General features: G+C 39.8%; 19 protein-coding genes and 1 pseudogene. 10 read left to right on the forward strand and 10 right to left on the reverse strand.

Annotated elements, in window-relative coordinates:
• Nucleotides 1-271 precede the first annotated feature (271 nt).
• Nucleotides 272-741 (reverse strand): annotated as a pseudogene (locus QL989_RS13475) (zf-TFIIB domain-containing protein).
• Nucleotides 742-1,175: 434 nt separating this feature from the next.
• Here QL989_RS13475 and QL989_RS13480 point away from each other — a divergent pair.
• Nucleotides 1,176-2,903 (forward strand): DUF885 domain-containing protein, encoded by a 1,728-nt coding sequence (locus QL989_RS13480; RefSeq protein WP_290170763.1) that lies wholly within the window; start codon nucleotides 1,176-1,178, stop codon nucleotides 2,901-2,903.
• A 132-nt stretch (nucleotides 2,904-3,035) separates the two neighbouring features.
• Nucleotides 3,036-4,346 carry a DASH family cryptochrome gene (locus QL989_RS13485; protein ID WP_290170764.1) on the forward strand — a complete coding sequence of 437 codons (1,311 nt, stop codon included), beginning with the start codon at nucleotides 3,036-3,038 and terminating at the stop codon, nucleotides 4,344-4,346.
• 40 nt (nucleotides 4,347-4,386) lie between these two features.
• On the opposite strand, the gene QL989_RS13490 is transcribed toward QL989_RS13485, so the two are convergent.
• The 3 genes from QL989_RS13490 to QL989_RS13500 all read right to left on the reverse strand — a co-directional run bounded on the left by QL989_RS13490 (nucleotide 4,387) and on the right by QL989_RS13500 (nucleotide 7,862).
• Nucleotides 4,387-4,845 (reverse strand): thioredoxin family protein, encoded by a 459-nt coding sequence (locus tag QL989_RS13490; RefSeq protein WP_290170765.1) that lies wholly within the window; start codon nucleotides 4,843-4,845, stop codon nucleotides 4,387-4,389.
• A gap of 62 nt (nucleotides 4,846-4,907) precedes the next feature.
• A complete protein-coding gene (locus QL989_RS13495; RefSeq protein ID WP_138605785.1) occupies nucleotides 4,908-6,863 on the reverse strand; it encodes a hypothetical protein in 1,956 nt (651 codons plus the stop codon).
• A 120-nt stretch (nucleotides 6,864-6,983) separates the two neighbouring features.
• A complete protein-coding gene (locus tag QL989_RS13500) occupies nucleotides 6,984-7,862 on the reverse strand; it encodes a LysR family transcriptional regulator (protein WP_138621673.1) in 879 nt (292 codons plus the stop codon).
• Nucleotides 7,863-7,958: 96 nt separating this feature from the next.
• Here QL989_RS13500 and QL989_RS13505 point away from each other — a divergent pair, with 96 nt between their 5' ends.
• The 4 genes from QL989_RS13505 to QL989_RS13520 are packed head-to-tail and all read left to right on the forward strand — an operon-like array spanning nucleotide 7,959 to nucleotide 13,758.
• Nucleotides 7,959-9,527 carry an NADH-quinone oxidoreductase subunit L gene (locus tag QL989_RS13505; protein ID WP_290170766.1) on the forward strand — a complete coding sequence of 523 codons (1,569 nt, stop codon included), beginning with the start codon at nucleotides 7,959-7,961 and terminating at the stop codon, nucleotides 9,525-9,527.
• Nucleotides 9,524-11,950 (forward strand): DUF2309 domain-containing protein, encoded by a 2,427-nt coding sequence (locus QL989_RS13510; protein WP_290170767.1) that lies wholly within the window; start codon nucleotides 9,524-9,526, stop codon nucleotides 11,948-11,950. The genes QL989_RS13505 and QL989_RS13510 overlap by 4 nt, the downstream gene beginning before the upstream one ends.
• Before the next feature lie 3 nt (nucleotides 11,951-11,953).
• Nucleotides 11,954-12,751, forward strand: coding sequence for a DUF6671 family protein (locus QL989_RS13515; RefSeq protein WP_290170768.1), 798 nt, complete (start codon nucleotides 11,954-11,956; stop codon nucleotides 12,749-12,751).
• A gap of 8 nt (nucleotides 12,752-12,759) precedes the next feature.
• The gene (locus tag QL989_RS13520; RefSeq protein ID WP_290170769.1) at nucleotides 12,760-13,758 is read left to right on the forward strand and encodes an L-threonylcarbamoyladenylate synthase; all 999 of its coding nucleotides are present in this window, start codon (nucleotides 12,760-12,762) and stop codon (nucleotides 13,756-13,758) included.
• On the opposite strand, the gene QL989_RS13525 is transcribed toward QL989_RS13520, so the two are convergent.
• Nucleotides 13,751-16,006, reverse strand: a complete 2,256-nt coding sequence (locus QL989_RS13525; protein WP_290170770.1) for an EAL domain-containing protein — start codon at nucleotides 16,004-16,006, stop codon at nucleotides 13,751-13,753. The two genes, QL989_RS13520 and QL989_RS13525, sit on opposite strands and share 8 nt — an antisense overlap.
• Before the next feature lie 423 nt (nucleotides 16,007-16,429).
• Here QL989_RS13525 and QL989_RS13530 point away from each other — a divergent pair, with 423 nt between their 5' ends.
• Complete coding sequence (locus QL989_RS13530) at nucleotides 16,430-16,915, forward strand: hypothetical protein (protein WP_198522863.1); 486 nt, start codon at nucleotides 16,430-16,432, stop codon at nucleotides 16,913-16,915.
• A gap of 36 nt (nucleotides 16,916-16,951) precedes the next feature.
• On the opposite strand, the gene QL989_RS13535 is transcribed toward QL989_RS13530, so the two are convergent.
• Nucleotides 16,952-18,157, reverse strand: a complete 1,206-nt coding sequence (locus QL989_RS13535; protein ID WP_178956973.1) for an anhydro-N-acetylmuramic acid kinase — start codon at nucleotides 18,155-18,157, stop codon at nucleotides 16,952-16,954.
• A 151-nt stretch (nucleotides 18,158-18,308) separates the two neighbouring features.
• Here QL989_RS13535 and QL989_RS13540 point away from each other — a divergent pair, with 151 nt between their 5' ends.
• The 3 genes from QL989_RS13540 to QL989_RS13550 all read left to right on the forward strand — a co-directional run bounded on the left by QL989_RS13540 (nucleotide 18,309) and on the right by QL989_RS13550 (nucleotide 20,680).
• Nucleotides 18,309-18,818 (forward strand): GNAT family protein, encoded by a 510-nt coding sequence (locus QL989_RS13540; RefSeq protein ID WP_290170794.1) that lies wholly within the window; start codon nucleotides 18,309-18,311, stop codon nucleotides 18,816-18,818.
• 167 nt (nucleotides 18,819-18,985) lie between these two features.
• On the forward strand, nucleotides 18,986-20,014 hold the full coding sequence (locus QL989_RS13545; protein ID WP_290170771.1) for an NADP-dependent oxidoreductase: 1,029 nt from the start codon (nucleotides 18,986-18,988) through the stop codon (nucleotides 20,012-20,014).
• A gap of 48 nt (nucleotides 20,015-20,062) precedes the next feature.
• Nucleotides 20,063-20,680, forward strand: a complete 618-nt coding sequence (locus QL989_RS13550) for a glutathione S-transferase (protein ID WP_178956975.1) — start codon at nucleotides 20,063-20,065, stop codon at nucleotides 20,678-20,680.
• Between the two features lie 49 nt (nucleotides 20,681-20,729).
• Here the strand turns inward: QL989_RS13550 and QL989_RS13555 are convergent, their stop codons facing one another.
• The 4 genes from QL989_RS13555 to QL989_RS13570 form a co-directional block, all read right to left on the reverse strand.
• The gene (locus tag QL989_RS13555) at nucleotides 20,730-22,265 is read right to left on the reverse strand and encodes an HD domain-containing phosphohydrolase (RefSeq protein ID WP_290170772.1); all 1,536 of its coding nucleotides are present in this window, start codon (nucleotides 22,263-22,265) and stop codon (nucleotides 20,730-20,732) included.
• Between the two features lie 16 nt (nucleotides 22,266-22,281).
• Nucleotides 22,282-24,399 (reverse strand): ATP-binding protein, encoded by a 2,118-nt coding sequence (locus QL989_RS13560; protein ID WP_256729746.1) that lies wholly within the window; start codon nucleotides 24,397-24,399, stop codon nucleotides 22,282-22,284.
• A gap of 202 nt (nucleotides 24,400-24,601) precedes the next feature.
• Entirely contained in the window at nucleotides 24,602-24,904 is a 303-nt protein-coding gene (locus tag QL989_RS13565) for a YkgJ family cysteine cluster protein (protein ID WP_198522866.1), read from the reverse strand.
• Between the two features lie 155 nt (nucleotides 24,905-25,059).
• On the reverse strand, nucleotides 25,060-25,467 hold the full coding sequence (locus QL989_RS13570) for a substrate-binding domain-containing protein (RefSeq protein ID WP_178956981.1): 408 nt from the start codon (nucleotides 25,465-25,467) through the stop codon (nucleotides 25,060-25,062).

Below are 25,467 nucleotides of genomic sequence, written 5' to 3' on the forward strand. Positions count from 1 at the left end.
ACAAGAGTAGCGTAACACCATAATTGTACTACAGAAAACCATCGATTAACATTAAAATTAACAAAAAAACAACTTTTAAAATTAGACATATTAAAAATCGACACGTTTAAACTCATAATTATTCGAGAACAAAGCGTAAAAAACTTCTTTTGTGAGTTTCCTTATATTATGTTCTAAATAAAATAACTGTAGTTTGGATAGGCAGTACGAATAGTCAATTAAAAAGTCTATAAACGTGCTAACGTCGTATACCAAGTAAAGCTAAGTGCACTCAACTATCAACTCCGGTTTCATGCGCATTTTCAGTTGACATAAAAACCTAGTAGTAGGCGGCTTAATAGTTATAAACCCATGATTGGTGGCCATTTCGTGGGCTAGCAGTTTTCGTTCTTTGGGTGTTAAATGGTTTTCGTGTATTTTGCTTAATTCGCCACTATCAAGCCATATTCCCGCACAGCTTGGGCATTCATCTATTTCAACTGCTTTTAGCGGTGAAAAATACCTACGCATCATCACTATGCTTGGGCATTTAGGGCAATTTACTCGCATTGCGACTTCACCCTCACCTTCGGCATAATTACTTAAATACTTAAGTAAAACCTGACCATGTTTTAACTCTGGCGAGCTAAATTTAAAAATTTGGCTGTTATCAAAAAATACGCCGCCTAACGACGATGTATAAACAGTGATTCCGCCAACTAATATAGGCTCCAATGGTGTATTCGTTCGAGGGCACAACATTTTCAAAATCCTTTTTATTTTAATACGTAAAGTTAAATAGTTATTCTAATGCTTTGTGTATCAGGCCAATTAATGGTGGTAGCAATGTAGTATGACCTGCCAATACAAACTCATGTGTATTATCTGACATTTTTTCCACGTACAGCGAGTAATCCAAATCCATTTTTCTTCATCATAATCAGGTTTTGAACCTGCAAAGCTAAACATGTAAAGCTCAATAAATATTTGGGTGTTGGCTATTCGCCTTATCAGTTAGCAAAATACGTTATTAAACATGGCTACTAAAGTATGTTTTGCTTTTTTCATTTTAAACACCAGTAAAACAATAAGCTAGGCTGTTGTTAAAAACCAACGCATTAATTGAGTGAACTTGTTATTATCATAAGATCAGCGCGCATAAGTAACAATTAAAACTCTAAAAAGTGAAATTCAACATGTTTAAAAAAACAATTTTAGCTATTTGTTTAGCAGCCACCTCGCTGCCAAGCTTAGCCGACAGTAGCAGCGACTTAACAACCATTATTGATAACCATTGGGAAAATGCGAAAGCAGAAAAAATATTTTTTAGAACCGATCCAGACGGTTGGAAACCAAACGGCACATTGCCAAATTGGAGTGAGCAAGCCATTGCTAAGCGCCAAGCTTACAACAACAGCGTACTAAAAAGCTTAGCCAGCATTGACCCAAAAACACTCAATAGCGAGCAGCTAATGAACTACCGCTTATTTAAATATGAGCGAGAAACAGAGCAGCAAAGCTACCTTTATCAAGATAAGTATTTTCCGGTTAATTTTTTAAGTGGCTGGCATACTTACTTTGCAGAAGCGCCAGCTAACATGGCCTTTTTAACTGCCGAGGATTACGATGCATTTTTAGTTAGCCTTAGTGACTACCCTCGTTTTAATCAGCAAAACATTAATTTAATGAAACAAGGCATTCAAACCGGTTTTACACATTACTGCGAAACGTTTAAAAATTATGGCCAAAGCATTAACGCTCATATAGTTAAACAACCTGAGAATAGCGCCTTATATGAGCCATTTACCCGCATCCCTAATACATTTAGCGCAGCGCAAAAAGAAACTTACCAAAATAAAGCTAAAACAATAATTGCCTCAAAAGTTGTGCCTGCTTACGAGCACTTTTACGACTTTTTTGAAAACGAATATATGCCGCACTGTAGATCGCAGCCGGGTATTGCAAGTATTAAAGGTGGCCTTGATTATTACAAGTACACGGTTAATTACTACACCACCACTAATGCTACACCTAAACAAATTCATGAACTTGGTCTAAAAGAAGTGGCGCGCATTAAAGCACAAATGCAAGCCATTATTGATAACGTTGGTTTTGAAGGCAGCTACAGCGACTTTTTAAAATTTTTAGCAACCGATGAGCAATTTTACGCAAAAGACGCCCAAGATTTATTAGAAAAAACCGCTTTTATAACGCAAAAAATGTATGGCAAACTCCCCACTTACTTTGGCCATTTACCGCGTAACACCTTTACTATAAAAGGCTCAGCGAGTCGTGGTGCGTTTTATATGCCACCTGCTGATAACCGCTCGCCTGGCACTTACTTTTTAGCCTCAACACCTAAATTGCAGCCTTTATATAATTTAGAAGCACTTAGCCTGCACGAAGCTATTCCTGGGCATCATTTACAAAACGCCATTGCAATGGAGTTAGACGTTCCTGAATTTAGACGCACACTGAGTCACTCAGCATTTGGCGAGGGCTGGGCACTTTATACAGAGCGTTTAGGTAAAGAAGCGGGCTTTTACCAAAGTCCATACAGTGACTTTGGTCGTTTAGGCTACGAAATGTGGCGCGCAGTGCGCTTAGTGGTTGATACCGGCATTCATGCCTTTGGCTGGAGCCGCCAAAAGGCGATTGATTATTTGGCTGATCATACCGCCTTGCCACAAAGCGCCGTGGAAGATCAAATAGACCGCTATATTTCATGGCCAGGCCAAGCGCTTTCATACAAAATGGGCGAAATTAAAATACGCGAGCTGCGTGCAAAAGCCGAAAAACAGCTAGGCGCACAATTTGATATACGCAGCTTTCACGACACCGTTATTGGTCAAGGTTCACTTCCTATGGCGGTACTTGAAGATGTAATTAACGACTGGATAGCACAGCAAAAATTAGTTCTCTAGGATACAACGAGAACAAAGTAAGAGGCGGTATTATTATCGCCTCTTTTTAAAGCCCTATTAAACACCTCAAAACTAATCTCTGCTCGCTTTTGCTTCGTAAAATAAATGATTTTAAAAAACCAGAGCATAAGTATGAAAAAACGTATTCTGTATTGGCTGCAAAATGACTTGCGCATTGACGACAACCCCATACTCAATGATTTATCACAGCAACAATGTGAGTTGGACCTGGTCTTTGTGATTAACCCTGCTTGGTTTAAAAGCAATAACTACCAACAAAAACCCTATGGTGTCCACAAACAACGCTTTTTAATGCAAAGCCTATATGAGCTACAGGAGTCTGTTTTAGAGCTTGGCCAAACTTTACATATTATTGAAGGCGATCCAGTTGAGGTATTAACACAGCGTATTAATGAGCTTAGCATTGACGAAGTTGTATATAGCCAGCAAATAGGTGTATATGAACAGCGCCAAGTTAGCGCTCTTAAGTCAAAATGCACGGCTGTGGTATTTAAATCTGTAATGCAAGATACCTTATATAAACAACAGCAACTGCCCTTTGAACTGACTGATTTACCAACCGGCTTTACTCCTTTTAGAAAAAAAATTGAAGCGGCAGAAATTAGTTTAGCCACACATACATTTTCAGCGGCAAGATTGCCTCCACCTATTATACTTTGCGCAAAACAACCGATAGAAAAGCCAGCAACAGGGAATACACAATTACTTGGTGGGCATCAGGCTGCGCTTGAGCACTGCCAGCAGTACTTTTCATCGGCTTTACCGAGTAGCTATAAAATCACTCGCAATGAGCTGGATGGCTTTGATAACTCAACAAAATTTAGTAGTTGGCTGGCTTTTGGCTGTATTAGTGCCAAGCAAGTTTTTTGTGCTGTAGATGCTTATGAAGCGCAGTATGGAGCAAACGAGTCAACTTACTGGATCAAGTTTGAATTACTCTGGCGTGAGTATTTCAAGTGGCATGCGATTAATGTTAAGCATCAGTTATTTACCTTTAAAGGTAAGAAACAAAGCTCGCCACTCACCACGTTTAGCCCGAATCGTTTTGCTAAATGGTGCCAAGGCAGTACACCTTACCCGTTAGTTAATGCCATTATGAAAGAGCTAAACGCAACGGGCTTTATTAGCAATCGCTCAAGACAAATCGTTGCTAGCTGTTTAGTAAACGAACTACAACTAGACTGGCGTTATGGTGCGGCTTACTTTGAGCAACAGTTAATCGATTACGATATGGCGTCAAATTGGGGTAATTGGCAATATATTGCTGGAGTTGGTGTCGATCCGCGCGGCGGACGTCACTTTAATTTGCAAAAACAAACTCAGCAATACGATCCGCACGGTGTATACATTGCCAAGTGGCAAGGAAATGAGCATTGCGATGCACAATTAGATGACTTAGACGCCGCTGATTGGCCTGTGTAAAAATAAAACCTCGAACATGATATTGGCTAGCTGACTCTCGTTATAAGCCCAAGGTTAAATCTTGGGCGAGAGTGCCGCTGGGTTTTTCTACTACGCGGTTAACTTCAACCCCGTTATGCTTAACAATAAAAGTGGGGGTATATTGTAAGTCATGCGCCAGGGCAATACCTGCTTCATCACGTTTGTCATAACCGACTGTAACAAAAGTTATTTTCGAGAGTTTGACCTTCGATTCATCGAGTAACTTTATTAATCGAGGTACTTCACGGGCACTGTCATGACACCACGTACCTAAAAGCACTAGCACCTCTTTACCTGCTAATTTTTGCATCAATACAACGTCTTGCGGTGTGGGCGAAAATGTTTGGTATTGCTTAGCAAATTTATCGTGCTCGCTTAATAAACGCTTAGCAGTCATAGCGTCCGAGTGTGGTTTGAGCGTTGCATTCACTGCCAGTGGTAAACTCAACATTAAAAGTAAAATTAATTGTTTAAACATAATCTTATACTTAAATAGTGTTTTAGTTACTATACCCACAATCGAGCTTAAGTAAATAAAAGTTACTTGCTTTTATCCATAAAATCATCCACTTGTGATAAAACGGCTAAGTACTCACGTTTGGCTTCTTTGTTTTGTTCTAATTTATCTAAGTCACCGATTAACGTTACTAATTGCGTATGTGAATAACTCGATGTTGTTCTAAACTCGTTCGACGCCCCCACACCACTGAGTCGTTTTCTTTCATCCATACTATGACTATCTTCATTTTTCTCGAGCCAAATATCATTAATAAGACGAATATTACTCTCACTGGTGGTGGTTTCTTTCAATTCTTTTTTTAGCTCGTATTGAGATATTTCGGGATTAAACTGATAAACTTTTTTATCTACATCCACCTCATGAGCCTGATCAAGGGCAACCAATTCGTTATTTTTTACAGCGGTACCAATAGTGTAATTTTCTTGTTTGTCATAATAATCAGGAGGGATGTCAGAGCGGTTACCTTCTTCATAATTAAAACGCGTGCTCGCCGTTTTATCTTGAGTAACCCCAGTTAACCCTGCTGATTTTTGGTGTTCTGTATTTTGACTCAGCTTTGTGGTGCTTGTTGCTATGTAATCCCCCTGATCCATTGCAAAAGAGAATTTTGCATCAAAATCAGCTAACTTAGAAATACCATCGCCTAAGGAATTTTTATTACTACTTCCTAGTCCTTGGTAGCGTGGATCTTTGGTGATCATGTTGTCAACTAAATTAGCGACAAGCTCGCGTCCATTAGTAAACTGCTTTGTAGCAACCGACTCAATTTCACTGTAGCGCTCAGCGGCTGATGACATACTACTAAACGCACTTTTAAATACAGCCAACCCTTGTTTCATTACTTCGTCACTTTTTTGGCCAAACGCCGAACGTGTACTTTTCTCAGAGCTATTGAGCTGGCTATCTTCTAAGCTTTTATCGAGCGCTTTTATGTATTGTTGCATTTGGCTTTTGTCTTGAGCGCCAATGGTTGACATATCAAGCGAAAAATCAATATTGTTTTGTCCGTTTACCGATTCAAACTCCAGTATTTGCTGCTCAGAATCCTCATCAAGGGTATAACTTAAATTAAGCTCATTATCTATTCCAAGGAGCGCTCCATCAGCATCGCCAGTATTTCCCTCTGACGTTGAAAAGTACAAATCAAAACCCGAAAGTTCTTTGTTATCAAAATTGCTTAGAAAGCTTAAATCTAAATCAGCTTGGTTTGCGGGTACGTAACGACTGTAAGCGCTTTGTTTAGCCTTAAAAAATTCATCCGCCATTTCACCAACACCAGAAAGTACTTGCGTTAATGCTTGGTGTTCAGTCTCAGATAAGTCGCCATCTACTTCATAACTTATGCTAAATTCGTCAGTGGTTTCGCCTGTTTCCTCATCATAACCTTGCGCAGAATGAAAGGCGATATTGATAACATCACCTTCTTTGGTTTTTACCGAAAGCTCAAACCCATAGTTATCATCGTCTTCAAATCGCTCGCGATTAAAGCTTTCCATGAAAGGATTAAGTGAGCGTTCAACACGCTGTTGGCTAGATGCTAAAAATGTTTTTTGATTAAATCCCAGTTGCCCCAAGTTTGATAAAATATCGCTAGTGTTGGCATAAGCACCTTGGATATTTTTTACCGAAGAATTTAAGCGCTCAATTAACTGATCGCTACGTTCGTTTTTTAATAAGCCCTCTTGCTGAGAGCTTATTACCGTACGTAGTGCAACCTCTTCACTAGAGAGCTTATAATTTGAGCCACTGGGTGCGCTGGAAATCGTGAGTAACGAGGATAATTGCTGATTAAGTATTTCATCGACTTGTTGGTCACTAAACTGACTAAGCATTTCATCAGTGATTGTTGCCGAACTTGGCGCTAAGTGAGCACGCGATTGCAAACCTGTGGGCATACTGGTTTGGTTTGAATTATTGACCGATTGGGCAAGCAACGCATTTAAGTTAGCATAATTGCCTTGTAGTTTATTAACCATGATTATCCTTAATCTGCAGTACAATATAAATACGGTATCGGCCAACGAATTAAAAGCTTTAATTATTTTTTTATTATTTAAAAATAAAGTATTTACGCAAAAAACATACTTTAAAAGTAATTAGCAGGTTTTGGCAAGCAGCGACTTTAATATGTCTGGTACAAACTTGCGCTGCGCGGTAATGGCATAGAAGTGCTCAAACGCATCGGGTAAACGCTGATATTCAACTAGTAGGCCTTGTTCTATTTCATCCTTTACTACAACTGATGGCAATACCGATAACGCACCACTATCGCGGGCAAGTAATCGCAGCATAGCCATATCATCAGCCTCTGCTTTTATTTTTGGCTGATACTGCCAACGAGCACACAAAGCATTAAATGAGTCTCTAATAGCAGAAGTTTTAGCGGGTAACACCCACTGTGCATCCGTGTAACCTGTTGGAAATTGGCCACGTATTTTTTTATCAGCTGGACCCACTATAGCTAATGGCTGACGAGATACCAACTGACTTTGCCAAAGCTGATCGTAGTGCTCAAGCCCGATGGGTTTATTAGTTAAAACTAAATCCAGTTCGTGTTCTGCCAAGCCATTTAACAGCCCATCCATACGCCCTGCAGTCAGCGAAAAGCGTACTTCGTCATTGCTCATTAAGGGATTAATAAACTCTTCGATAAAGTTACGAGAGAGCGTATTGAGCACTCCGATTGATAAATGCTGGGTTTGCGAAATCACCCCTTTATGAATAAAAGAAGACAGTTCTTCCCCTTTGGTGAATATATCGTTGGCGTACATTTGCACCCGCTTTCCCATATCGGTTAATGCGAGTGTGCGGCCTTTACGTTCAAATAACTCAATATTAATGGTGTGTTCTAATTGTTTTATTTGCGTAGAGAGCGCTGACTGCGACAAATGCAGCTCTTTCGCCGCTTGGGTTAAGTTACCAATGCGAGCAACCGACCAAAAATAATATAAATGATGATAATTTAAACGGCTCATTATTATTCTCTTTTATAGAACGTTTACATGCATTATATCTATTTTTATTTAGTTATCTAGTTTGCCATACTTTGCTCACTAAATAAGGAGCACTGAATGAGTGAGTATATTATTTCGTTGTTACTGCTAATAATGCCTTTAAGCATATTTATAGCAGCCTGGTTAATTGGCCAACGATCGCGCGCTTCAAATGGTCATGTACTGTTTAAAGTAATGATGTTTAATAGCCTTGCATTTATAACAGCTATTACGCTTCATCAAATTTATGCTTTTGATTTACTCAGTTTCTTATCGCTGACCATGACCCGAATTATTATGCTGGGGCTTATATTATTTATCACGCTGATATTGATTCGCTTTTGTAGGCACTATATGCAAGGTGAGCCACGCGTAAACTACTTTTGGCGATGGCTATTACTAACCATCACAGCCGTATTAGTTGTGGTTATGAGCAACCACTTAGCGCTATTTTGGCTAGGTTGGGTGGCGATAAGTTTAGCACTACATAAACTTTTAATGTTTTACCCTGAGCGCCCACGAGCGGTGCTTGCCGCCCATAAAAAATTTATTGTGGCACGTGTTGCCGAATCCTTATTACTAATTGCATTTGGTATTTTGTGGTTCACTCACAATAGCCTGTACATAAGTGATATGACCACCTTTTATCACACCACCACACAACCACTGTCTTTTGCAGAGCAAGTTGCCGCTTTTTTAATTGCCTGTGCAGCCTTAATAAAATGTGCTCAACTTCCAATACACGGTTGGCTAATTAAAGTGGTTGAAGTACCGACACCGGTGAGCGCGTTATTACATGCGGGAGTCATTAATTTAGGTGGCTTTTTATTAATTTTATTTGCTCCTTTGTTTATTCAAGCTAGCGCAGCCCAATGGTTAATTTTAATTGTTGCAGGTTTAACTACGGTGATCAGCGCATTAATAATGACCACTCGAATAAGCGTTAAAGTTCGGCTTGCCTGGTCTACCAGTGCGCAAATGGGGTTAATGCTGGTAGAGTGTGCGCTGGGGTTATTTGAGCTGGCTTTACTTCACCTTGTTACCCACTCAACTTATAAAGCTTTCGCATTTTTAAACTCAGGTAACGGCGTAAATGAAGATCTGATCCGTCGCCATATGCCAAAACAATCACCAGTATGCTTTGACTGGTTAGCCGGTGCGCTTATTTCAATAATAATCGTTGGTGCAGCATGGTTTATCAGCTCTTATCAGGGAGCGGTAAGTATTTGGTTGCTTTTAGCATCAGCGTTAACCATTTTGCTTGCAAATCAGCATGGTACAGCTACGGCTAAAACACGCAGTAAAAAACTGTTAATTGCACTATTAGTGGTCTTTAGCTATGTAGCGGCTAAAAATATCTTTGCGTTTGCACTTCCCCTTGAGCAGTGGCGCGAACCTGCATTTAGCCTGGCCGACAGTTGGGTAATAGCCCTTATTTTAACCTTAATGATAGCAAGCTACTGTTTGCGCTATCAATCTTGGCGCCCTCAGGTCAAATCACTGTCTACTTTATTATTTGCAGGCTTGTATTTGGATGAGTGGTTTACACGATTAACACTAAAAATATGGCCGATAAATTTGCCTAATAATGGCCACACTGATTTAAAAAATCATGCCGCTGGGATCACTATTGAGGAATCAAAATGAGCACTCTAACGCCTTCAGATAATAGAGCACTCTCGCTAAGCGACAGTCAAAAGAGCCTACTTGATAAAGTATGCGGTTACATAGCACCAAACTGGCCGTTAGATCAGATGATTGCAGTTAACCCATTTTGGGAAATGCGCCATATGCCAATTGAAGATGTAAGCGCACGACTGGATACCTTATGTAATGCCAACATGCTAATGCCTAAAGATTTTTATCTGCAAAAATATAACACCGGCATAATTACCGACAAACACTTAGCCGATGCCGCAACGCTACTTAATAGTGACTTTAATAAAGAGCAACTATTACAAGCGCTTAAGATTGATGTGCCATTAGTAGACTGGCACAACATTGCTGATTTACTCGACCAGCAACGTAATAAGCATAAAATGGCTTGGCATGATGAAATTACTCATCAGTTAAGTCAGTTTTGTGCTGCGCATTATCAACAACTCGGTCCCATGCTGCATCGTAATGATACTCAAGCCCCATCTGATTTATATCGCCATTGGCTAACTGTTATTCAAGCGGATAAAGGCATTAGCATTGTTATGGATGAACGGCATTTAAATGGCTATTTTAAGCGATTACCCACATCCGCAGATGAACTGATTGCACTGACCCTTAAAACGCTTAATATAAACAATGATTCGTTAGAGTTATACGCTCACTCATTGCTTTTAGATATTAACGGTTGGGCATCTTGGCTTGCGTATTTGCGCTTTCAAGGTCAGCTTTACGACACCCCAACAGATGAGATGAAGCAACTTCTGGCCATGCGCATGGCATGGGACTTAGTGATTTGGCAGTACCTAGCCAATCACGATAGTGCTACATTTAAACAACTACAAAGTCAGTGGCAACAAGAAAAAGCGCTTGTTGTTGAGCGCTTACATGCACATAAATTAGCACAAAAACCATTATGGGTGTGGGCAAAAGCGCTAGAACTAAGTTTTCAATATCCACTTAATGATGCGCTGCAAACCGCGACTAAAGCCCCCGTGAAAAACGCTCAATTACAAGCGGTGTTTTGTATTGATGTTCGCTCGGAAGTGATTCGCCGTGCGCTAGAGTCTCAAAGTCAACATATTGAAACTTTTGGCTTTGCCGGTTTTTTTGGTTTACCTCTGGAATATCAAGAAAATGGCAGTGCTATTACTCGCCCACAGCTCCCTGGGCTACTTAAACCGGCTATACATGCCACGCAAACTCACAAAGACGCAACACTTGAAGCATCACGCCAAAATAGTGCCACATGGCAAAGCTGGTCAAAATCGGCCCCTTCATCGTTTTCTATGGTTGAGTCATCAGGTTGGCTATACGCATTTAAACTAATAAAGAATACCTTTTTATCTAAAGGCGATGCTAAAAAGTGCACCCCAACTGACTGGCAATTAACACAAAACCAGCAGCAACTGACCCTAAAAGACAAAACCGATTTAGCCCAAAAAGTGCTTACTACTTTAGGTATAAAAGCGTTGGCACCACAGGTGATGTTAGTGGGTCATGCTAGCCATACAACCAATAACTTACACAGTGCTGGCCTAGATTGCGGCGCCTGTGGCGGGCAAAGTGGTGAAGTGAATGTGCGAGTGCTCGCAAGCCTACTTAACGATATTCAAGTACGTCAAGCGCTTAAAACTCGGGGACTCACACTGTCAGAAAACACCCAGTTTATTGCAGCCATTCATAATACAACCACAGATGTGATCACCACCTATGATGCTCAACTGGATGATAATCTAAAAAAATGGCTCAGTGTGACAACACAAACAGCTCAGCGCGAACGCTTAGTTAATATAGAGCCAAAGCTGATTGATAAATCAGCGGATGAAATTAATCACGCTTATCATCAACGCGCCCGCGATTGGTCGCAGGTGCGGCCTGAATGGGGACTTGCAAATAATGCCGCCTTTATTGTCGCGCCGCGCTCATGGACGCGAAGTATTAACTTACAGGGGCGCTGTTTTTTACACGATTATGATTGGGAAAGCGATGGCGACTTTGCGATATTAGAGCTTATTATGACCGCGCCTATGATAGTCACCCATTGGATCAATAGCCAATATAATGCCTCAGTTAACGACAATCACAAATACGGCAGTGGTAATAAAATACTTCATAATGCGGTGGGCGGTAACATAGGCTTATTTGAAGGTAATGGCGGCGACCTGCGCATAGGCTTGGCCATACAATCGCTACACAATGGCGATAAATGGATGCACGAACCTATTCGCCTCAATGTATATATTGCTGCGCCACAATCAGCAATCGCAGCAATTTATAACAAGCATACGATGGTGAAGGAACTAATTGATAACCATTGGCTAACACTCATTCGTTGGGGCGATGACAACACCTTAGAGCGCTTTGAAAACGGGTACTTCACTACAGTTGCCCCCTCTAAAGAGCGAGCATGATCAATGTTAAACGCCGTCATTGCCACTAAACATAAAAAGGCACCTTTGATCGCTCCCGCATTGAAGCCACTTGGCTATAATGTGGTAACAACCAGTCTATTTGATACCGATACGCTTGGGATGTTTACTAATGAAGTGCAGCGTGATTGCAGTGCCCAAACAGCAGCACTAATAAAAGCTCAACAAGCGTGTGAACTCACTGGCGAGCAATGTGGGCTTGGTAGTGAAGGCAGCTTTGGAGGTGGCCCATACCCTGGGTTAATGAACTGGGATGAAGAAGTAATTTGTTTTTACGATAAACACACAGACATCGCTATTTATGGACATGCAGGCGGGCCATTTTCACCCAGCAGCTTAACCATTAACAGCGAGACTAATGTTGAATCAATCACGGTCGCATGCCAGCGCTTTAAAGAGCAGCACTGGATACTTGATGACACTCAAACACTTTATAAAGGGCTAAGCTTTGAAGGCTTGGTTGCTTTATTTAAAGAAAAAGCGCCCAAAGCCGGCATAATCACGCCTGATTTAAGAGCTATGTATAGCCCGCAACGCCAAGCTATTATTCGCCTCGCTGCCGAGGACTTAGCAAGGCGGTTGGCATCAAAATGTCCACAATGCCAGTGTGCTAACTTTGTTGCCAAACAACTCACTAAAGGCTTACCCTGTGAACTGTGTAACATGCCCACACAACAAGTAAAATCAACAACCTCTTTGTGTGATAGCTGCGGCTATAACCATATTGAAGCGAATGAAAAACACGTTGCCGATGCAACATATTGCCAGTTTTGTAATCCTTAAGAGTTATTATGACATCAATACAACCGACTCAATTATTAAATACTGAAGAGCGTATTAACCAAGCCGTAGCACTATTAAAAGCCGGCGAATGCGTTGCCTTACCCACAGAAACCGTTTATGGCTTAGCCGCAGATGCGACTAATAGTGATGCTGTAGCGAAAATATTTACCGCGAAAGGACGTCCAACAAATCACCCGCTCATTGTGCATATTCCCAATCAGTCGCATGTGCACCACTGGGCAAAAAATGTAAATAAGGCGGCCATCACGCTTGCTGATGCATTTTGGCCCGGCCCACTCACCCTAATTTTAAATGCTAAAGATGATTTAAACAGTCCGGTAACAGGCGGCTTGCCTACCATTGGACTTCGCGTGCCTGCGCATCCTGAGTTTTTAGCGGTACTAAAACAATTAAATACTGGTCTTGCAGCTCCCTCGGCTAATCGATACAAGCAGTTGAGCCCAATCAACGCAGCTCATGTTATGCGCGATTTGAATGGTCGAATTAGTGCGGTATTACAAGGAGGTGAATGTAATGTAGGTATTGAATCGACCATTGTCGATGCCAGCTCAGAGCAGTTACGCATATTACGCCCAGGACCAATTTCAGCATCTGATATTTTGCAAAAAACTGGACTGCATGTCAGCACGCCACATTCACATAACGAAGTGGTACCGGGTAATGTAAAAGCGCATTATCAGCCTCATGCACCAGCCATGTTGGCTAATACTGAAGATTTCGCTAAAATTTTGAGTGAAAACTCTCAGAGTAAAAGTCACTATTTAATCTATTCTACTCAATTGCAACAGCAATTATTAGCGGGCGACATTCCATCAGAGCGTATTACTAAGCTCAGTAGTTGCCCTATTGAATACGCTAAAAATATGTATAAAGCACTGCATCTTATTGATGAGACGACCCCATTAATTATTTATATCGAAAAGCCGCCAATAAGCAGTGAGTGGGCTGCAGTGAATGATCGCCTTAGTCGCGCGGCTACTAGTTAGCTTGCAGGTATTCAATTACAGAGGTCGCGTTCACAGGTTTGTAAAAGTAATACCCCTGAAAACGTTTACAGCCAATATCCACTAACATATCAAATTGTGCCTGCTCTTCCACGCCTTCAGCGATAACACTTATGTTATGGCTGAAGGCAATGGCAATAATACTTTGCACCATGCTGATAGACTTAGGATCTATTAAAATATCATCTACAAAGCTTTTATCTATTTTAAGTTCATCTATGGGCAGGCGTCTTAATAAACTCAGTGATGAATAGCCTGTACCAAAATCATCCATCGAGAAACGTATTCCACGCGATTTTAAGCTCAGTATAGTTTCAATCACATGCTCAAGGTTATCCATAAACAGTGACTCTGTAATTTCTAAAATGATACTGTGCGGAGCAACATTGTGCGCCTCTATACTTTGCAATAATTTAGGAATAAAAGCACTGCTTTGAAATTGCATCACAGAAATGTTAATTGCTAGTTCAAGAGGCGTATCGCTATGTTGTTGCATCGTTGCAAATTCACTAATAGAGCGCGCTAAAACAAAGTCACCGATTTTAAAAATTAAATCACTTTGCTCCGCAATAGCAATAAACTCAGCAGGTGAAACCATACCCAACTCGCTATCATGCCAACGAATTAGTGCTTCCATAGCATGAATTTTACCCTGCTCATTTACTTGGCACTGATAGGCCATAGAGAATGATTGCTCACTTAGCGCTACATTTAACCGCTCTTCTACTTTTAAACGGCGTAAATAAGCTTGTTTTATACCTGCATGGTAATGGCACAACCACTGTCCTGTATCTTTCGCCCATTGATTAGCCAAATGTGCGCTGCGCACTAGTTTACTTTTGGTTATGCCATGCTCTGGGTAGTTGGCCACACCAACACTCATATTTAAAGGACGTTCGGTATTTTTGGTTTCATATTGTTCAATAGAGGATGCTAATATTTGTTCAAAAGTGTGCCTATTTTGCTCATCCGATAAATGCGGCGTAATAATGCAAAACTCATTGCCACTGTTTCTAAAAACCAAATATGGAGCTGCGAATGTCGCTTGCAACATTGCGGCATAGGCTTTAATTGCCTTATCGCCATACTCCATACCAAAGCGATTATTCATCGAGCGTAAATTGGTAATGTTTATAATTGCCAAGCTAAACGATGTCCCTTTTTTTGCTTCAAAGCTATCACGCAGTGCTTTTCGATTAGGTAACTTAGTTAAATCATCATTACGAGAAAGGTAAAACAGTTCATCAATCCGTTTTTGCTCAGCACGAGCAATAAACCTAAAACCAAAATATAAGAGCGTACAAATCAGTAAATAAATGAAAGAATACCAACAGACCTTCCAATAAAATACACTTTTTATTGGCTGCATCGCTCTGTTTGAAAGTGTCCATAACTGATATCGATCATCAAATTTTGCAGATGTGATATAAGGTTTGCCTTGAATATCAATAATAAGGCTAAATACTTCTTCAGAAGATTTAAGTGCTTGCTTTGTTTTACCCAGCTGTTTTACTAACTCAGCATCTAGAAGGCCAAAAAATTGCTTAGCTTGTGTACGTGTATAACTAGCAATATCAGCGCTTTTGTTTGAGCTATATTGAATGTAGCCATCTAACTCTCTAATAATTAATAAATAATCATCTTGAGTGCTGCTTAAAATATTTAAATATTTGTCACCATTTGAAATAGCCATTCCAGACGTCATCACTGCAATAACTTCTGCGTTTTCGTTTCTTAGCGACTTTCGGATCGGAATTATCCACTCTTGAAGTGTTTCATTATAGTACGTTTTGCCTAATATCATTTTATTAGACTTTAAAGTACGAGCAAAGTTGTCACGTGTTCTTTCATTTTCTTTAAGGTTAACTATGGTAGAAGCATCTAAGTTTGAACTGAAATAGAGTATTTGACCATGCGTATTAAATAATCCAAAACCAGTTGAAACGAGGTTTTCTAACAAAATATTATTAAGGTTCTTTATGAGAGATGTATTTGTAGATGAGCTATTATTAGTAACAATATCTCTGCCAATTAGATCCAGCATAAGCTCTTTATTTCTGAGGGTGCTTTTAAGTGCTTGCGCAGAAAACTCCACACGATTTTGGGAGCTTGTGCGGTATTCTTTTTCGATATTTCGCCATTCATAAGCCAACAAAACGCTTAATAGGACTAGACCGCCTAATAGCAAAAAACAAAAGAGTTTCCATAAATTATTTTTTATTAGTGCCATCTAATTTCTCACAACCCTTTTGGTAGTGTGTTATGTATTTGGGCCCTTAACTGCACTTTATGGCTAGCTTGGTTTTTTTTCAAGCTATTTTGTTGCAAAATTGAAACAAACACAAAAAAGCACCCATTATTTAACAATAAAAAACTGGCGCAATTAACAAAAAATTCAGTAAGAGTATTGTTTTTTATCGCTGAGGTAAGACGTTAATCCATTCTTAAATTGTATATACGTTTATCGCAGTGGTTATTGAGCGGCTATTATAATTTATTCCGTAAATATAATACTGATTTAAAACAATACCTTTAGTTCAAAATTACAATTAAAACTAGCATTTGAATTAAGCGCTTTAGCTTAGTCATAATTATGCAACAATCATCAGCGATAATAGCTGCATTATTAGTCAATATAGTTTTATAAGCCCCCATGAGTGAATCCATGGTGCAATTAACCTTTGCACTACCGTCATTTGAAGATCCTATCTCTGCGGCACTGAGCCACAGCATGGAATTTGAAACGCTGTCACAGCAGGCCAATAGCCAGCATCAAATTGCTTTGCAATGCGTTTTGCCTGAGGCTGCCCATGAAGGTGATATTATTTCACTTAGCGCAACGTTGCCAAACGCACGTGAAGCTCAGTACTACACAGAAAAAAAGCTCAGCCAACTTGATTTAGAGCAAGGACGAGTCACGCTTAGGTTAAGTCAAATAGCGCACCGTCGTGGTTTTGTAATGCAAATGATTTTGCATGGTAAACACGGTACGTTAAAAAATAGCTTGCAATTTGATATGCACATTAACCAATTTGGTAATGGATATACTGTACCAATAAATACGATTACGCCGCCAAAGCCTCATCGCGTTCGTCAGTACCTTGCCAGTGTGGGAACAGCTTTAATCTCACTTTTTTAGCTCTTGTTATAAACTTTTCCATTAAGCTTTAATTAGTTAATCAGCAAAGCTCACTTTACCCATAGTAATATCTAAAATTCCACCCCTTTTATTTTTTGCACTTTGTCGCTGCCCTGCTAAACATTCGTTTGCCAAAATAGCAAACAGCACCGCCTCTTTGGCATCGGGGTGAACACCTAAATCATCAGTATTCTTAAACGCCTTAATATTTGGGCAGTGTATTAGTAATTGCTCCATCAATAATGGATTATGAATTCCTCCACCACTGGCATATACCACACAGTTTTGAACCCCTTCAGCACAGTCATTTAACGCCCTAGCAATCGTAGTCGCAGAAAGCGCATTTAATGTCGCCAACACATCTTCATGGCTTAAATCTTGGGTTGCGGTTTGGGCTTGGGCTGCGCGTAATAAGGCTAAATTAAACACCTCAGGCCCTGTTGTTTTTGGCAGTGATAATTTAAAAAACGCATTATCGCTGAGCGCTTTTAGCAGTTTTGCATTCACCTTGCCTGCTTTGGCAAGCTTTGCGCCCTCATCATAATGCAGCCCTTTAAAATAAGACTGTACGTAGGCATCCATAATGGTGTTACCTGGGCCTATGTCGCTACTAAACACGCTACTAGTATCACCGTTTTTAGGTAAAAACGTTAAGTTTGCAATGCCACCCATGTTTAATAAAATGCGGTTTTCATCAGGGCTGGCAAAAAATAAATAATCGCCATATACCGCTAAAGGTGCGCCTTCGCCCCCTGCGGCTATGTGCTTTTGCCTAAAATCGCCAACAGTGGTAATGCTTGTAGTAACTGCTATTTGGTCACTATCACCTATTTGCAAGGTGCCATGTTTAAAGTCATGATGGTTATGCTGCGACTGCGGACAGTGATAAATAGTTTGCCCGTGGCTTGCTATGGCATCAATACTCGCAGGGTCAATACCCCATGCAATTAAACACTGATTAACCATAGCACCATGGAGTTTTCCCACCCAAGGGTGTAACAAAGTCAGCACTTCTAAATCGCATTCGCGCTTGGCAAATACCTGCTTTATTTTAGTTTTATACTCGTCGCTGTATTCAACCGTAGTAAAATTTTTAACCTCTATTTGTGTATGTAAACCCGCACCGGTTATTTTACATAGCGCCACATCTAAACCATCTAAAGAGGTGCCACTCATTAAACCAATAATTAAACGACTGGGCTTTTTAGCGCTATTATAAAGGGCTTCGATATGAGGATGCATAGAGACTCTGTCTGGGTGTTTTTTACATTTTAAAAGAGTTTTAAGCAAAGTTATACCTGTATACACTTTAATTTTAATGAATTGTTTTTCATTGTTTAAGCGTTTAAAGCTTGCTAAGTTATTGCCTGATAATAACAAACTCATTTGTAGCATGATCACTTTACGAGCATTTAAACAACACGATACCTGCCAAATAGTCACCATTTTGAACGATCAACAAGTAGCTCGCTATTTGTCCTCTAAAATTCCATTTCCTTATACCCAAGCAGATGCAAACTGGTGGGTAAATGAGGGAGCAAAATTTGGCATCATTAAAGCCATTGAAGTTGATGGCCTGTGTGTTGGTTGTATTGGTGTTATTCCTGGTGAATTTGAGTATAGCCACAGTGGCGAAATAGGTTATTGGCTTAGTCAGCAATATTGGGGGCAAGGAATTATCACCCAAGCCATTAAGCTTATTTGCAAAGAAGCATTTGACAGTAGTGAGTTAAATAGAATCTTTGCTACGGTATTTTCAGGTAATATTGGCTCCATAAAAGCACTCACCAAAGCAGAGTTTTCATTAGAAGCGCAACTCAAGCAAGCTATCTATAAAAACAACCAATTTTACGACGCTATTATTTTAAGCTTACTTAAAAACCATCAACCTAATCTAAATTAGAATAAATACTCTATGCAGGGTTGAATTAACACTCTCTCGCCCAAAGCTCGTGTATCAAGGTACAAATTTTGTCCGCCTATCCGCGCATTATTGTTGAGCAATGTATCGTTTTAAAGCTTAAACATTCGGTATATAGGTGGTTTTTTCACTCTATTTTGGAGATTTTTATGTCCACAACCAGTCGTCAATTTACTTTAGCATCACGTCCACATGGTGCTCCTACTAATGAAAATTTTGAACTTAAAAACGTAGAGTTACCATCATTAAAAGATGGTGAAGTATTGCTGCGTACTATTTATTTATCACTGGACCCCTACATGCGTGGTCGCATGAGCGATGCTAAATCGTATGCCGACCCTGTAGAAATTGGCGATGTAATGGTTGGTGCAACGGTTTGCCAAGTCGAATCATCTAAAAATGATAAGTTTAGCGAAGGCGAATGGGTATTAGCATATACAGGCTGGCAAACTTACGCTATCTCAAATGGCGAGGGCTTAATGTCATTAGGTAAAGAGCCAACTAATCCGTCTTACGCACTTGGTATTATGGGTATGCCTGGCTTTACCGCCTACATGGGCTTACTAGATATTGGCGCACCTAAAGCGGGTGAAACCGTTGTTGTTGCAGCAGCTACAGGCCCAGTAGGCGCAACGGTTGGTCAAATCGCTAAAATTAAAGGCTGTAAAGTAGTAGGCGTTGCCGGAGGCAGCGAAAAATGTGCTCATGCTGTTGAAACTCTTGGTTTTGACGCGTGTATAGATCATAAAGCCGAAGATTTTGCCGAGCAGTTAGAAAAAGCATGTGAGCAAGGCATTGATGTTTATTATGAAAATGTGGGCGGAAAAGTGTTTGATGCCGTATTACCTTTGCTTAATACCTCAGCACGCGTGCCTATCTGTGGTTTGGTATCGCAATATAATGCCACCAGCTTGCCTGAAGGTCCTGATAGATTAGGTATGCTAATGGGACAATTGTTAACTAAGCGTATTAAAATGCAGGGCTTTATCATTTTTGATGACTATGGCGATCGTTATGACGAATTTGCACAAGACATGCAAAAGTGGCTGCAAGACGGAAAAGTTCAGTACCGCGAACATCTTGTAGATGGTTTCGAAAAAACCATCAGCGCATTTAACGACATGATCAGCGGGAAGAACTTTGGTAAAACCGTAGTAAAGATTAACAGCCCACTATAATAACATTCAGGCTGTGTTGTAATTCAACACAGCTCAATAAGGAAGAAAATGATTAAACTACACCACTTAAACAAGTCTCGTTCTAAACGTATTATTTGGTTATTAGAAGAGCTTGAGGTTGATTACGAAATTGTTGCTTATCAGCGCAATACTGAAACTTTTTTAGCCCCTGATGAGCTTAAAAGTGTGCATCCGCTGGGTAAATCGCCAGTTATAGAAGATGATGGCTTAGTGATCGCCGAGTCTGGTGCTATCACGGATTACCTGATCACTAAATATGGCAAAGGTAAGTTTGCACCAGTCACAGGTACTGCAGAATTTGTAGACTACCAACAATGGCTTCACTTTGCAGAAAGCTCTGCAATTTTACCATTATTGCTAAAAATGTTTGTCCAGAAAGATGGTGCTAAAACGCAATTTTTAGAGGGCTATGCCGATACTGAAACCGCTAAAGTAATTAGCTACTTTAACAGCCGCCTTGAAGGCAAACGTTATTTAGTGGGCGATACTCTCACTGGTGCCGATTTTATGATGTCGTTTATTGTTGAAATCGTTAAAAACGCTGGCCAACTAGGGCACTTTAAAAACCTAGTTAAATACGATGAGCAATTACAATCTCACGAAAAGTTTCATACTGCCAACGAGCTTGAAGCTAAATACGATTAATTTTATGTTCGCTTTGATTGTGGCTAACGCAATCAGAGCGACAATCTCGTTACTCAGGCCTGTCTAAATAAATTTGTTTAAACGCATTAAAATTCAATTCAAATAATTCAACCAAAGTCGGATCGAAATGATTACCTGCGCCTTTAATTATCTCAGCTTTTGCTTCATCCATGCTCCAAGGCTCTTTATAACAACGACGACAACATAACGCATCAAACACGTCAGCAATCGCAGTAATTCGGCCCTCTAAACTTATATCTTGCTGTTTTTTAGCGTGCGGATAACCCGCTCCATCCCATCGTTCGTGATGATCAATCGCAATATTAGCCGCCATATCAATGACAGGATTTCCCGTACCTTTGAGTATTTCCCAGCCTTTGGTGGTGTGCTGTTTCATAATTTCCCATTCATCAGGGTCTAATTTAGCAGGTTTGTTTAAAATCAAGTCTGGAACGCCAACCTTTCCTACATCGTGCAACTGCGCTGCTAAACTAATTCTATCGCAATATGCTCTATTTTGATTATGTAACTCAGCTAACAATTTGGCATATAAACCTACCCTGATCACGTGGGAACCTGTCTCTTTAGAGCGTGACTCCATCGCCCCACCCATTAACGATATAGCAAGCTGTTGTGTTTCTTCAACTGAATTGGCTAATAATAGGCTTTCAAATGTTAAAACCACATTACCTAAAAATAAATCGACTAGTTGCTGAGCTTCTTTTTTAACCGGTTGTAATGATTGGAATGCTAAAATAGAATCGAGCCCTTTTTGGGAGTGATGAAAATAAACATAATGATCATCTGCTATAAAATTCTGCTTAGTTTGCTTTGCTCTTAAAAAATACTCTTGATGTTTTTGTGGAATACTGTCAATTCCGTTGCCCGTGAATAAATGTATGCCAGAAAGCTCTCCTTCAATCATTTGTAGTCTTTGATCTAGCTGGCAAATGCCAAATACTTTAGGCGCATCAATATAGAGATTTGCCTCGCTCATATTCAGCACTAACTTAAGCTCTTCCATAACAACAGAGGTAAACTCAACTAAATCACCAATTTGGGTAATAGTAGAAATTGCTTTTATTAGTCGCTTTAAATTATGGCGGTGGGTTTGTAACATGCAAATATCGCGATACGCTCGCAAAGAAGTATAAAAAATTAATTCAAGGTCATGGCTTTGCAGTTGGCTCTTTGCTTTATAGCCATCAATATCATAATCGCGGATAACACTGCGCTCTGGCGCAACCCCAGGCTGTCCGGTTCTTAAAATAATTCGGCTGTACACATTTTGTAAGTCTTGGCGTATGTAACGAGCAAGCTCTAAGCCTGCATGCTCTGTCTCCATAACAACATCGAGCAAAATTAAAGCATAGCGTTCTGAGCTTTGTAGTTTTTCTTTTGCTTGAGCTGCACTATAAACACTGTGCAGCTCGATAGGGCGTTGCTCAAATTCAAAGCGCTTCATTGCAAGTTGAGTTACTTGGTGCACCGAATCATCGTCATCCACCACTAAAATTTTCCATGGTTCAACGTTTTCAATATCCAAAGCCTGCTTTAAAACGTCATCATCTTGTAACCAATCCATAAACACACCCTGCTAATTATTGAGTTGATAGCGTTAAGGGAAATTGAATGAAAAAATAAACACCTGGTGTTTGTTTTTTCTTTACAAATATTTGCCCTTTCAAGCGGTGTACAACAAGGTTATACACAATATTCATGCCTAAACCGCTACCGCCACCCGCTCTATTTGTGGTGTAAAAGGGATCAAACACTCTTTTTCGAGCTTCTTCAGTCAAGCCGCATCCATCATCTTGATAATGAATTTGAACATATTCTGAGTATTCTATATGAACCGTGATTAGCCCTTTTCGATTGCCATTACCATAGCCGTGGACAATAGAATTCATGACTAAGTTTGTAAAAATTTGCGCTAAAGCCCCCGGATCAGAGTAGACCTCTGGTTCAAGCTCGGTTGCTGTAACCTTAATATCAATCTCTGTCGTTTTTACTGTGTGATACAGGCTTCTGAGCACTTCATTAAAATATTGGCTAATATATAAGCTACGAAGCTCTTCTGTGGTTTGATCAACCGCAACACGTTTAAAGCTGCTGATTAAACCAGCGGCGCGTTGCATATTTTTCAGTAAAATGTCACAACTTAAATCAACTTCAGTAATAAATTCGCTAAACTGCGTTTTACTCAAGGAGCCAGAAGCAACTTTGTTTTTAGTTTCAATTAGTATTTGTCTCAAATGCGACGTCGCAGTTACACAAACACCTAATGGCGTATTCACTTCATGTGCGACGCCACTAACTAAACTGCCAAGTGATGACATTTTTTCTGCTTCAACAAGCTCTTGTTGAGTGCGGCGAAGCTTTATGGTTTGTTCAAGTAAAGCTTGTTCTGCCTCATAGCGTTTACTCGACATTAAATTAATAGAATCACTTAGACGGTCATGAGGGCCGCGCTTAGATACAGTTTGAGAAAAGTCGCCACTGGCTATAGCTGAGCAAACCTGATCAATATCTTTACTGGCTTTAATTAAACGCTCAAAACTTCTAAACATAGTGCCAAGCTCATCTTTTTGAGCCATATATTTTTGAGCATGAATGGATAAATCTCCATTAGCTAGCTGTTCAACAGATTTAATCGCAATATTAATACGCTTAGTTGTTCTGTTAATAAAATACCAAAAGAGTAAAAAAATCAGTAATACACTTGCAAAAGCGGCTGCCAATAATGGTTTAAATTGCGCTTGAATAGGCCCAATAATATCCAATTCAGAGCGGCGCACTATCACTGTCCAATTACCAGTGGCAACCTTGGCCTTATCAAAATAGAAAACCCCAGAATCAAAAGGATCGTTAGCAGATAGTACCTCTCTTTCTTGTCCCTGTGACTTTAGCTGCTTGGCTATACTTGCATAATTAGTATCTAAAATTGCTTTCGTTTTTAATCCTGAGTAATTCAATGTCGTTGCAATCACGTTGTCGCGTTGACTGAGTAGCAAAACATCAATTTTTAATTGCTGCTTTATGGTTTGTAAAAACTCAGTGATGTCAGCAAGTGCTCTATCTACGCTTGCCATACCGACAAATTTATCATTAATGATAATGGGCGAACTTTGTTCAACTAGCATTCTTCCCTCGTAAACATAGGGCTCAGTGATCATCGTTTCGGTATTGCCATCACGTAAAAACTGTTGACGTACTCCCTCATAATAAAGACTAGATTCCATGTCCACCAAGGGCTCAAGTAACAAGCGTTCAGAGTCACTAAAATCACGATGCCAATAAGGTAAAAAACGACCGGTTTGGTCTACATAAACGCCCTCTTTTAATGGCGAAGCATTCACATAGGCTTGATCTTGATTATCGGCATTAGGCTCATAACCAAAAGAAGCCCCCACGAATGAAGGATTCATTTTAAGCACTGCACGAACAAAATTAATACTTGCCTCTCTATCACCAAACAACCCATTTTGCTGTGCTAAGGCCATAATTTCGGTAGTGCGTACTGCCAATTGCGTCTCTTCATTTACTTTTGCAGCAATAGTATCGGCGGTCTGACTCAAGTTAAGCTTTGCTTGCATAACAGCCTGATTAAGGCTGGTTGAATACCAGTAACTCAAAATACCAGTAATAATAAGCATTACGGGAAATGCCAAATAAAGCAGCATTTTTCCTTGCAAAGAATGTATGAGTGTTAGTCGCATAATTTTAGGCTTAAACAAGCAAGCCAATGTCCTGAGGATTTGAAGTAGTAAGCTTAAAAATTAGACTATAAAAGTAGGGTAGGCAAATGAATTGTGTAGAAATTTATTTATATGTCAGGCTTTAGCAAATACTAAAATTAACAGCCATTTTGCATTAGAACTTACTGCTAACTTGTTAACGGAGTAATAGCGCAGTAATTTATTATATTCCTGCAATCTCGCGTTCGGTAATACATTCATCTGACGCCATTTCGAATTCTCGACACGTTAATGGGCGATTTTCGTAAATAGTACACATTAACGTATTACGATCGAGTGCTTGGCACCAACCATCGTCGCCGCGCTTCATGACTTCACTGCCCCATTTGTCGTAATCAATATACTGAAAAGGGACACCGGTATCACTAACGATACGCACTTCTAATTGGCAACAACACGCTTGGCAATTAGCACAAGTAACGGCGGTTGTATCGATATTTTCAACAGCAATGATTGAGTTTGACATACAGACTTATGAGAAATGATATACAACCTACAGGATACACGAGCGGAGCAATGGTGACAGTAAAATAACTGTCAGATTTTATAAACATCGTCATATGTAATTAACCAATTACTAAAAAAGCGTGCTGGTTAATCAGCACGCTTATTAGTTACGGATTAAAAAGTGAAAACCACTTTAACGTTATCCGATACAGCCGATGAAGAAACAAAGCCAATGGTGTTAGGGTTAGCTGAGACCATTTTGATCACTTCACTGTCATTTTCTAACTCTTTAGGCGGTGTGCCTTTTCCTGTAAAAATCAGTTTTGACCAATACGCTTTTAACTGGTTAGAAGTTTTGTTGAGCAATTTACTATTAAATTGCTCGGTTGCAGCACTGCTTGATTCTTGAGATATTGGAATGATCTTATTACCATTACTAAATGACTTTTCTTTTCCTGTATAAATTCGACTAATAACAGACTCATCAAAACTACTTTCATTTGAGGGATGCACAATAATAGCAAAATCTGCATAGGCGAAGTTAGTAAACAAGAATATTACACAAAATATTAATTTTTTCAT

It is taken from the genome of Pseudoalteromonas sp. APC 3224 (assembly GCF_030407535.1).
Lineage (GTDB): Bacteria > Pseudomonadota > Gammaproteobacteria > Enterobacterales > Alteromonadaceae > Pseudoalteromonas.

Coding starts and splice junctions, on each gene's coding strand:
- QL989_RS13560 (WP_256729746.1), bottom strand. CDS start 24,399: ATGCGACTAACACTCATACATTCTTTGCAAGGAAAAATGCTGCTTTAT.
- QL989_RS13565 (WP_198522866.1), bottom strand. CDS start 24,904: ATGTCAAACTCAATCATTGCTGTTGAAAATATCGATACAACCGCCGTT.
- QL989_RS13515 (WP_290170768.1), top strand. CDS start 11,954: ATGTTAAACGCCGTCATTGCCACTAAACATAAAAAGGCACCTTTGATC.
- QL989_RS13500 (WP_138621673.1), bottom strand. CDS start 7,862: ATGAGCCGTTTAAATTATCATCATTTATATTATTTTTGGTCGGTTGCT.
- QL989_RS13530 (WP_198522863.1), top strand. CDS start 16,430: ATGAGTGAATCCATGGTGCAATTAACCTTTGCACTACCGTCATTTGAA.
- QL989_RS13540 (WP_290170794.1), top strand. CDS start 18,309: ATGATCACTTTACGAGCATTTAAACAACACGATACCTGCCAAATAGTC.
- QL989_RS13550 (WP_178956975.1), top strand. CDS start 20,063: ATGATTAAACTACACCACTTAAACAAGTCTCGTTCTAAACGTATTATT.
- QL989_RS13535 (WP_178956973.1), bottom strand. CDS start 18,157: ATGCATCCTCATATCGAAGCCCTTTATAATAGCGCTAAAAAGCCCAGT.
- QL989_RS13555 (WP_290170772.1), bottom strand. CDS start 22,265: ATGGATTGGTTACAAGATGATGACGTTTTAAAGCAGGCTTTGGATATT.
- QL989_RS13480 (WP_290170763.1), top strand. CDS start 1,176: ATGTTTAAAAAAACAATTTTAGCTATTTGTTTAGCAGCCACCTCGCTG.
- QL989_RS13510 (WP_290170767.1), top strand. CDS start 9,524: ATGAGCACTCTAACGCCTTCAGATAATAGAGCACTCTCGCTAAGCGAC.
- QL989_RS13570 (WP_178956981.1), bottom strand. CDS start 25,467: ATGAAAAAATTAATATTTTGTGTAATATTCTTGTTTACTAACTTCGCC.
- QL989_RS13505 (WP_290170766.1), top strand. CDS start 7,959: ATGAGTGAGTATATTATTTCGTTGTTACTGCTAATAATGCCTTTAAGC.
- QL989_RS13525 (WP_290170770.1), bottom strand. CDS start 16,006: ATGGCACTAATAAAAAATAATTTATGGAAACTCTTTTGTTTTTTGCTA.
- QL989_RS13495 (WP_138605785.1), bottom strand. CDS start 6,863: ATGGTTAATAAACTACAAGGCAATTATGCTAACTTAAATGCGTTGCTT.
- QL989_RS13490 (WP_290170765.1), bottom strand. CDS start 4,845: ATGTTTAAACAATTAATTTTACTTTTAATGTTGAGTTTACCACTGGCA.
- QL989_RS13485 (WP_290170764.1), top strand. CDS start 3,036: ATGAAAAAACGTATTCTGTATTGGCTGCAAAATGACTTGCGCATTGAC.
- QL989_RS13520 (WP_290170769.1), top strand. CDS start 12,760: ATGACATCAATACAACCGACTCAATTATTAAATACTGAAGAGCGTATT.
- QL989_RS13545 (WP_290170771.1), top strand. CDS start 18,986: ATGTCCACAACCAGTCGTCAATTTACTTTAGCATCACGTCCACATGGT.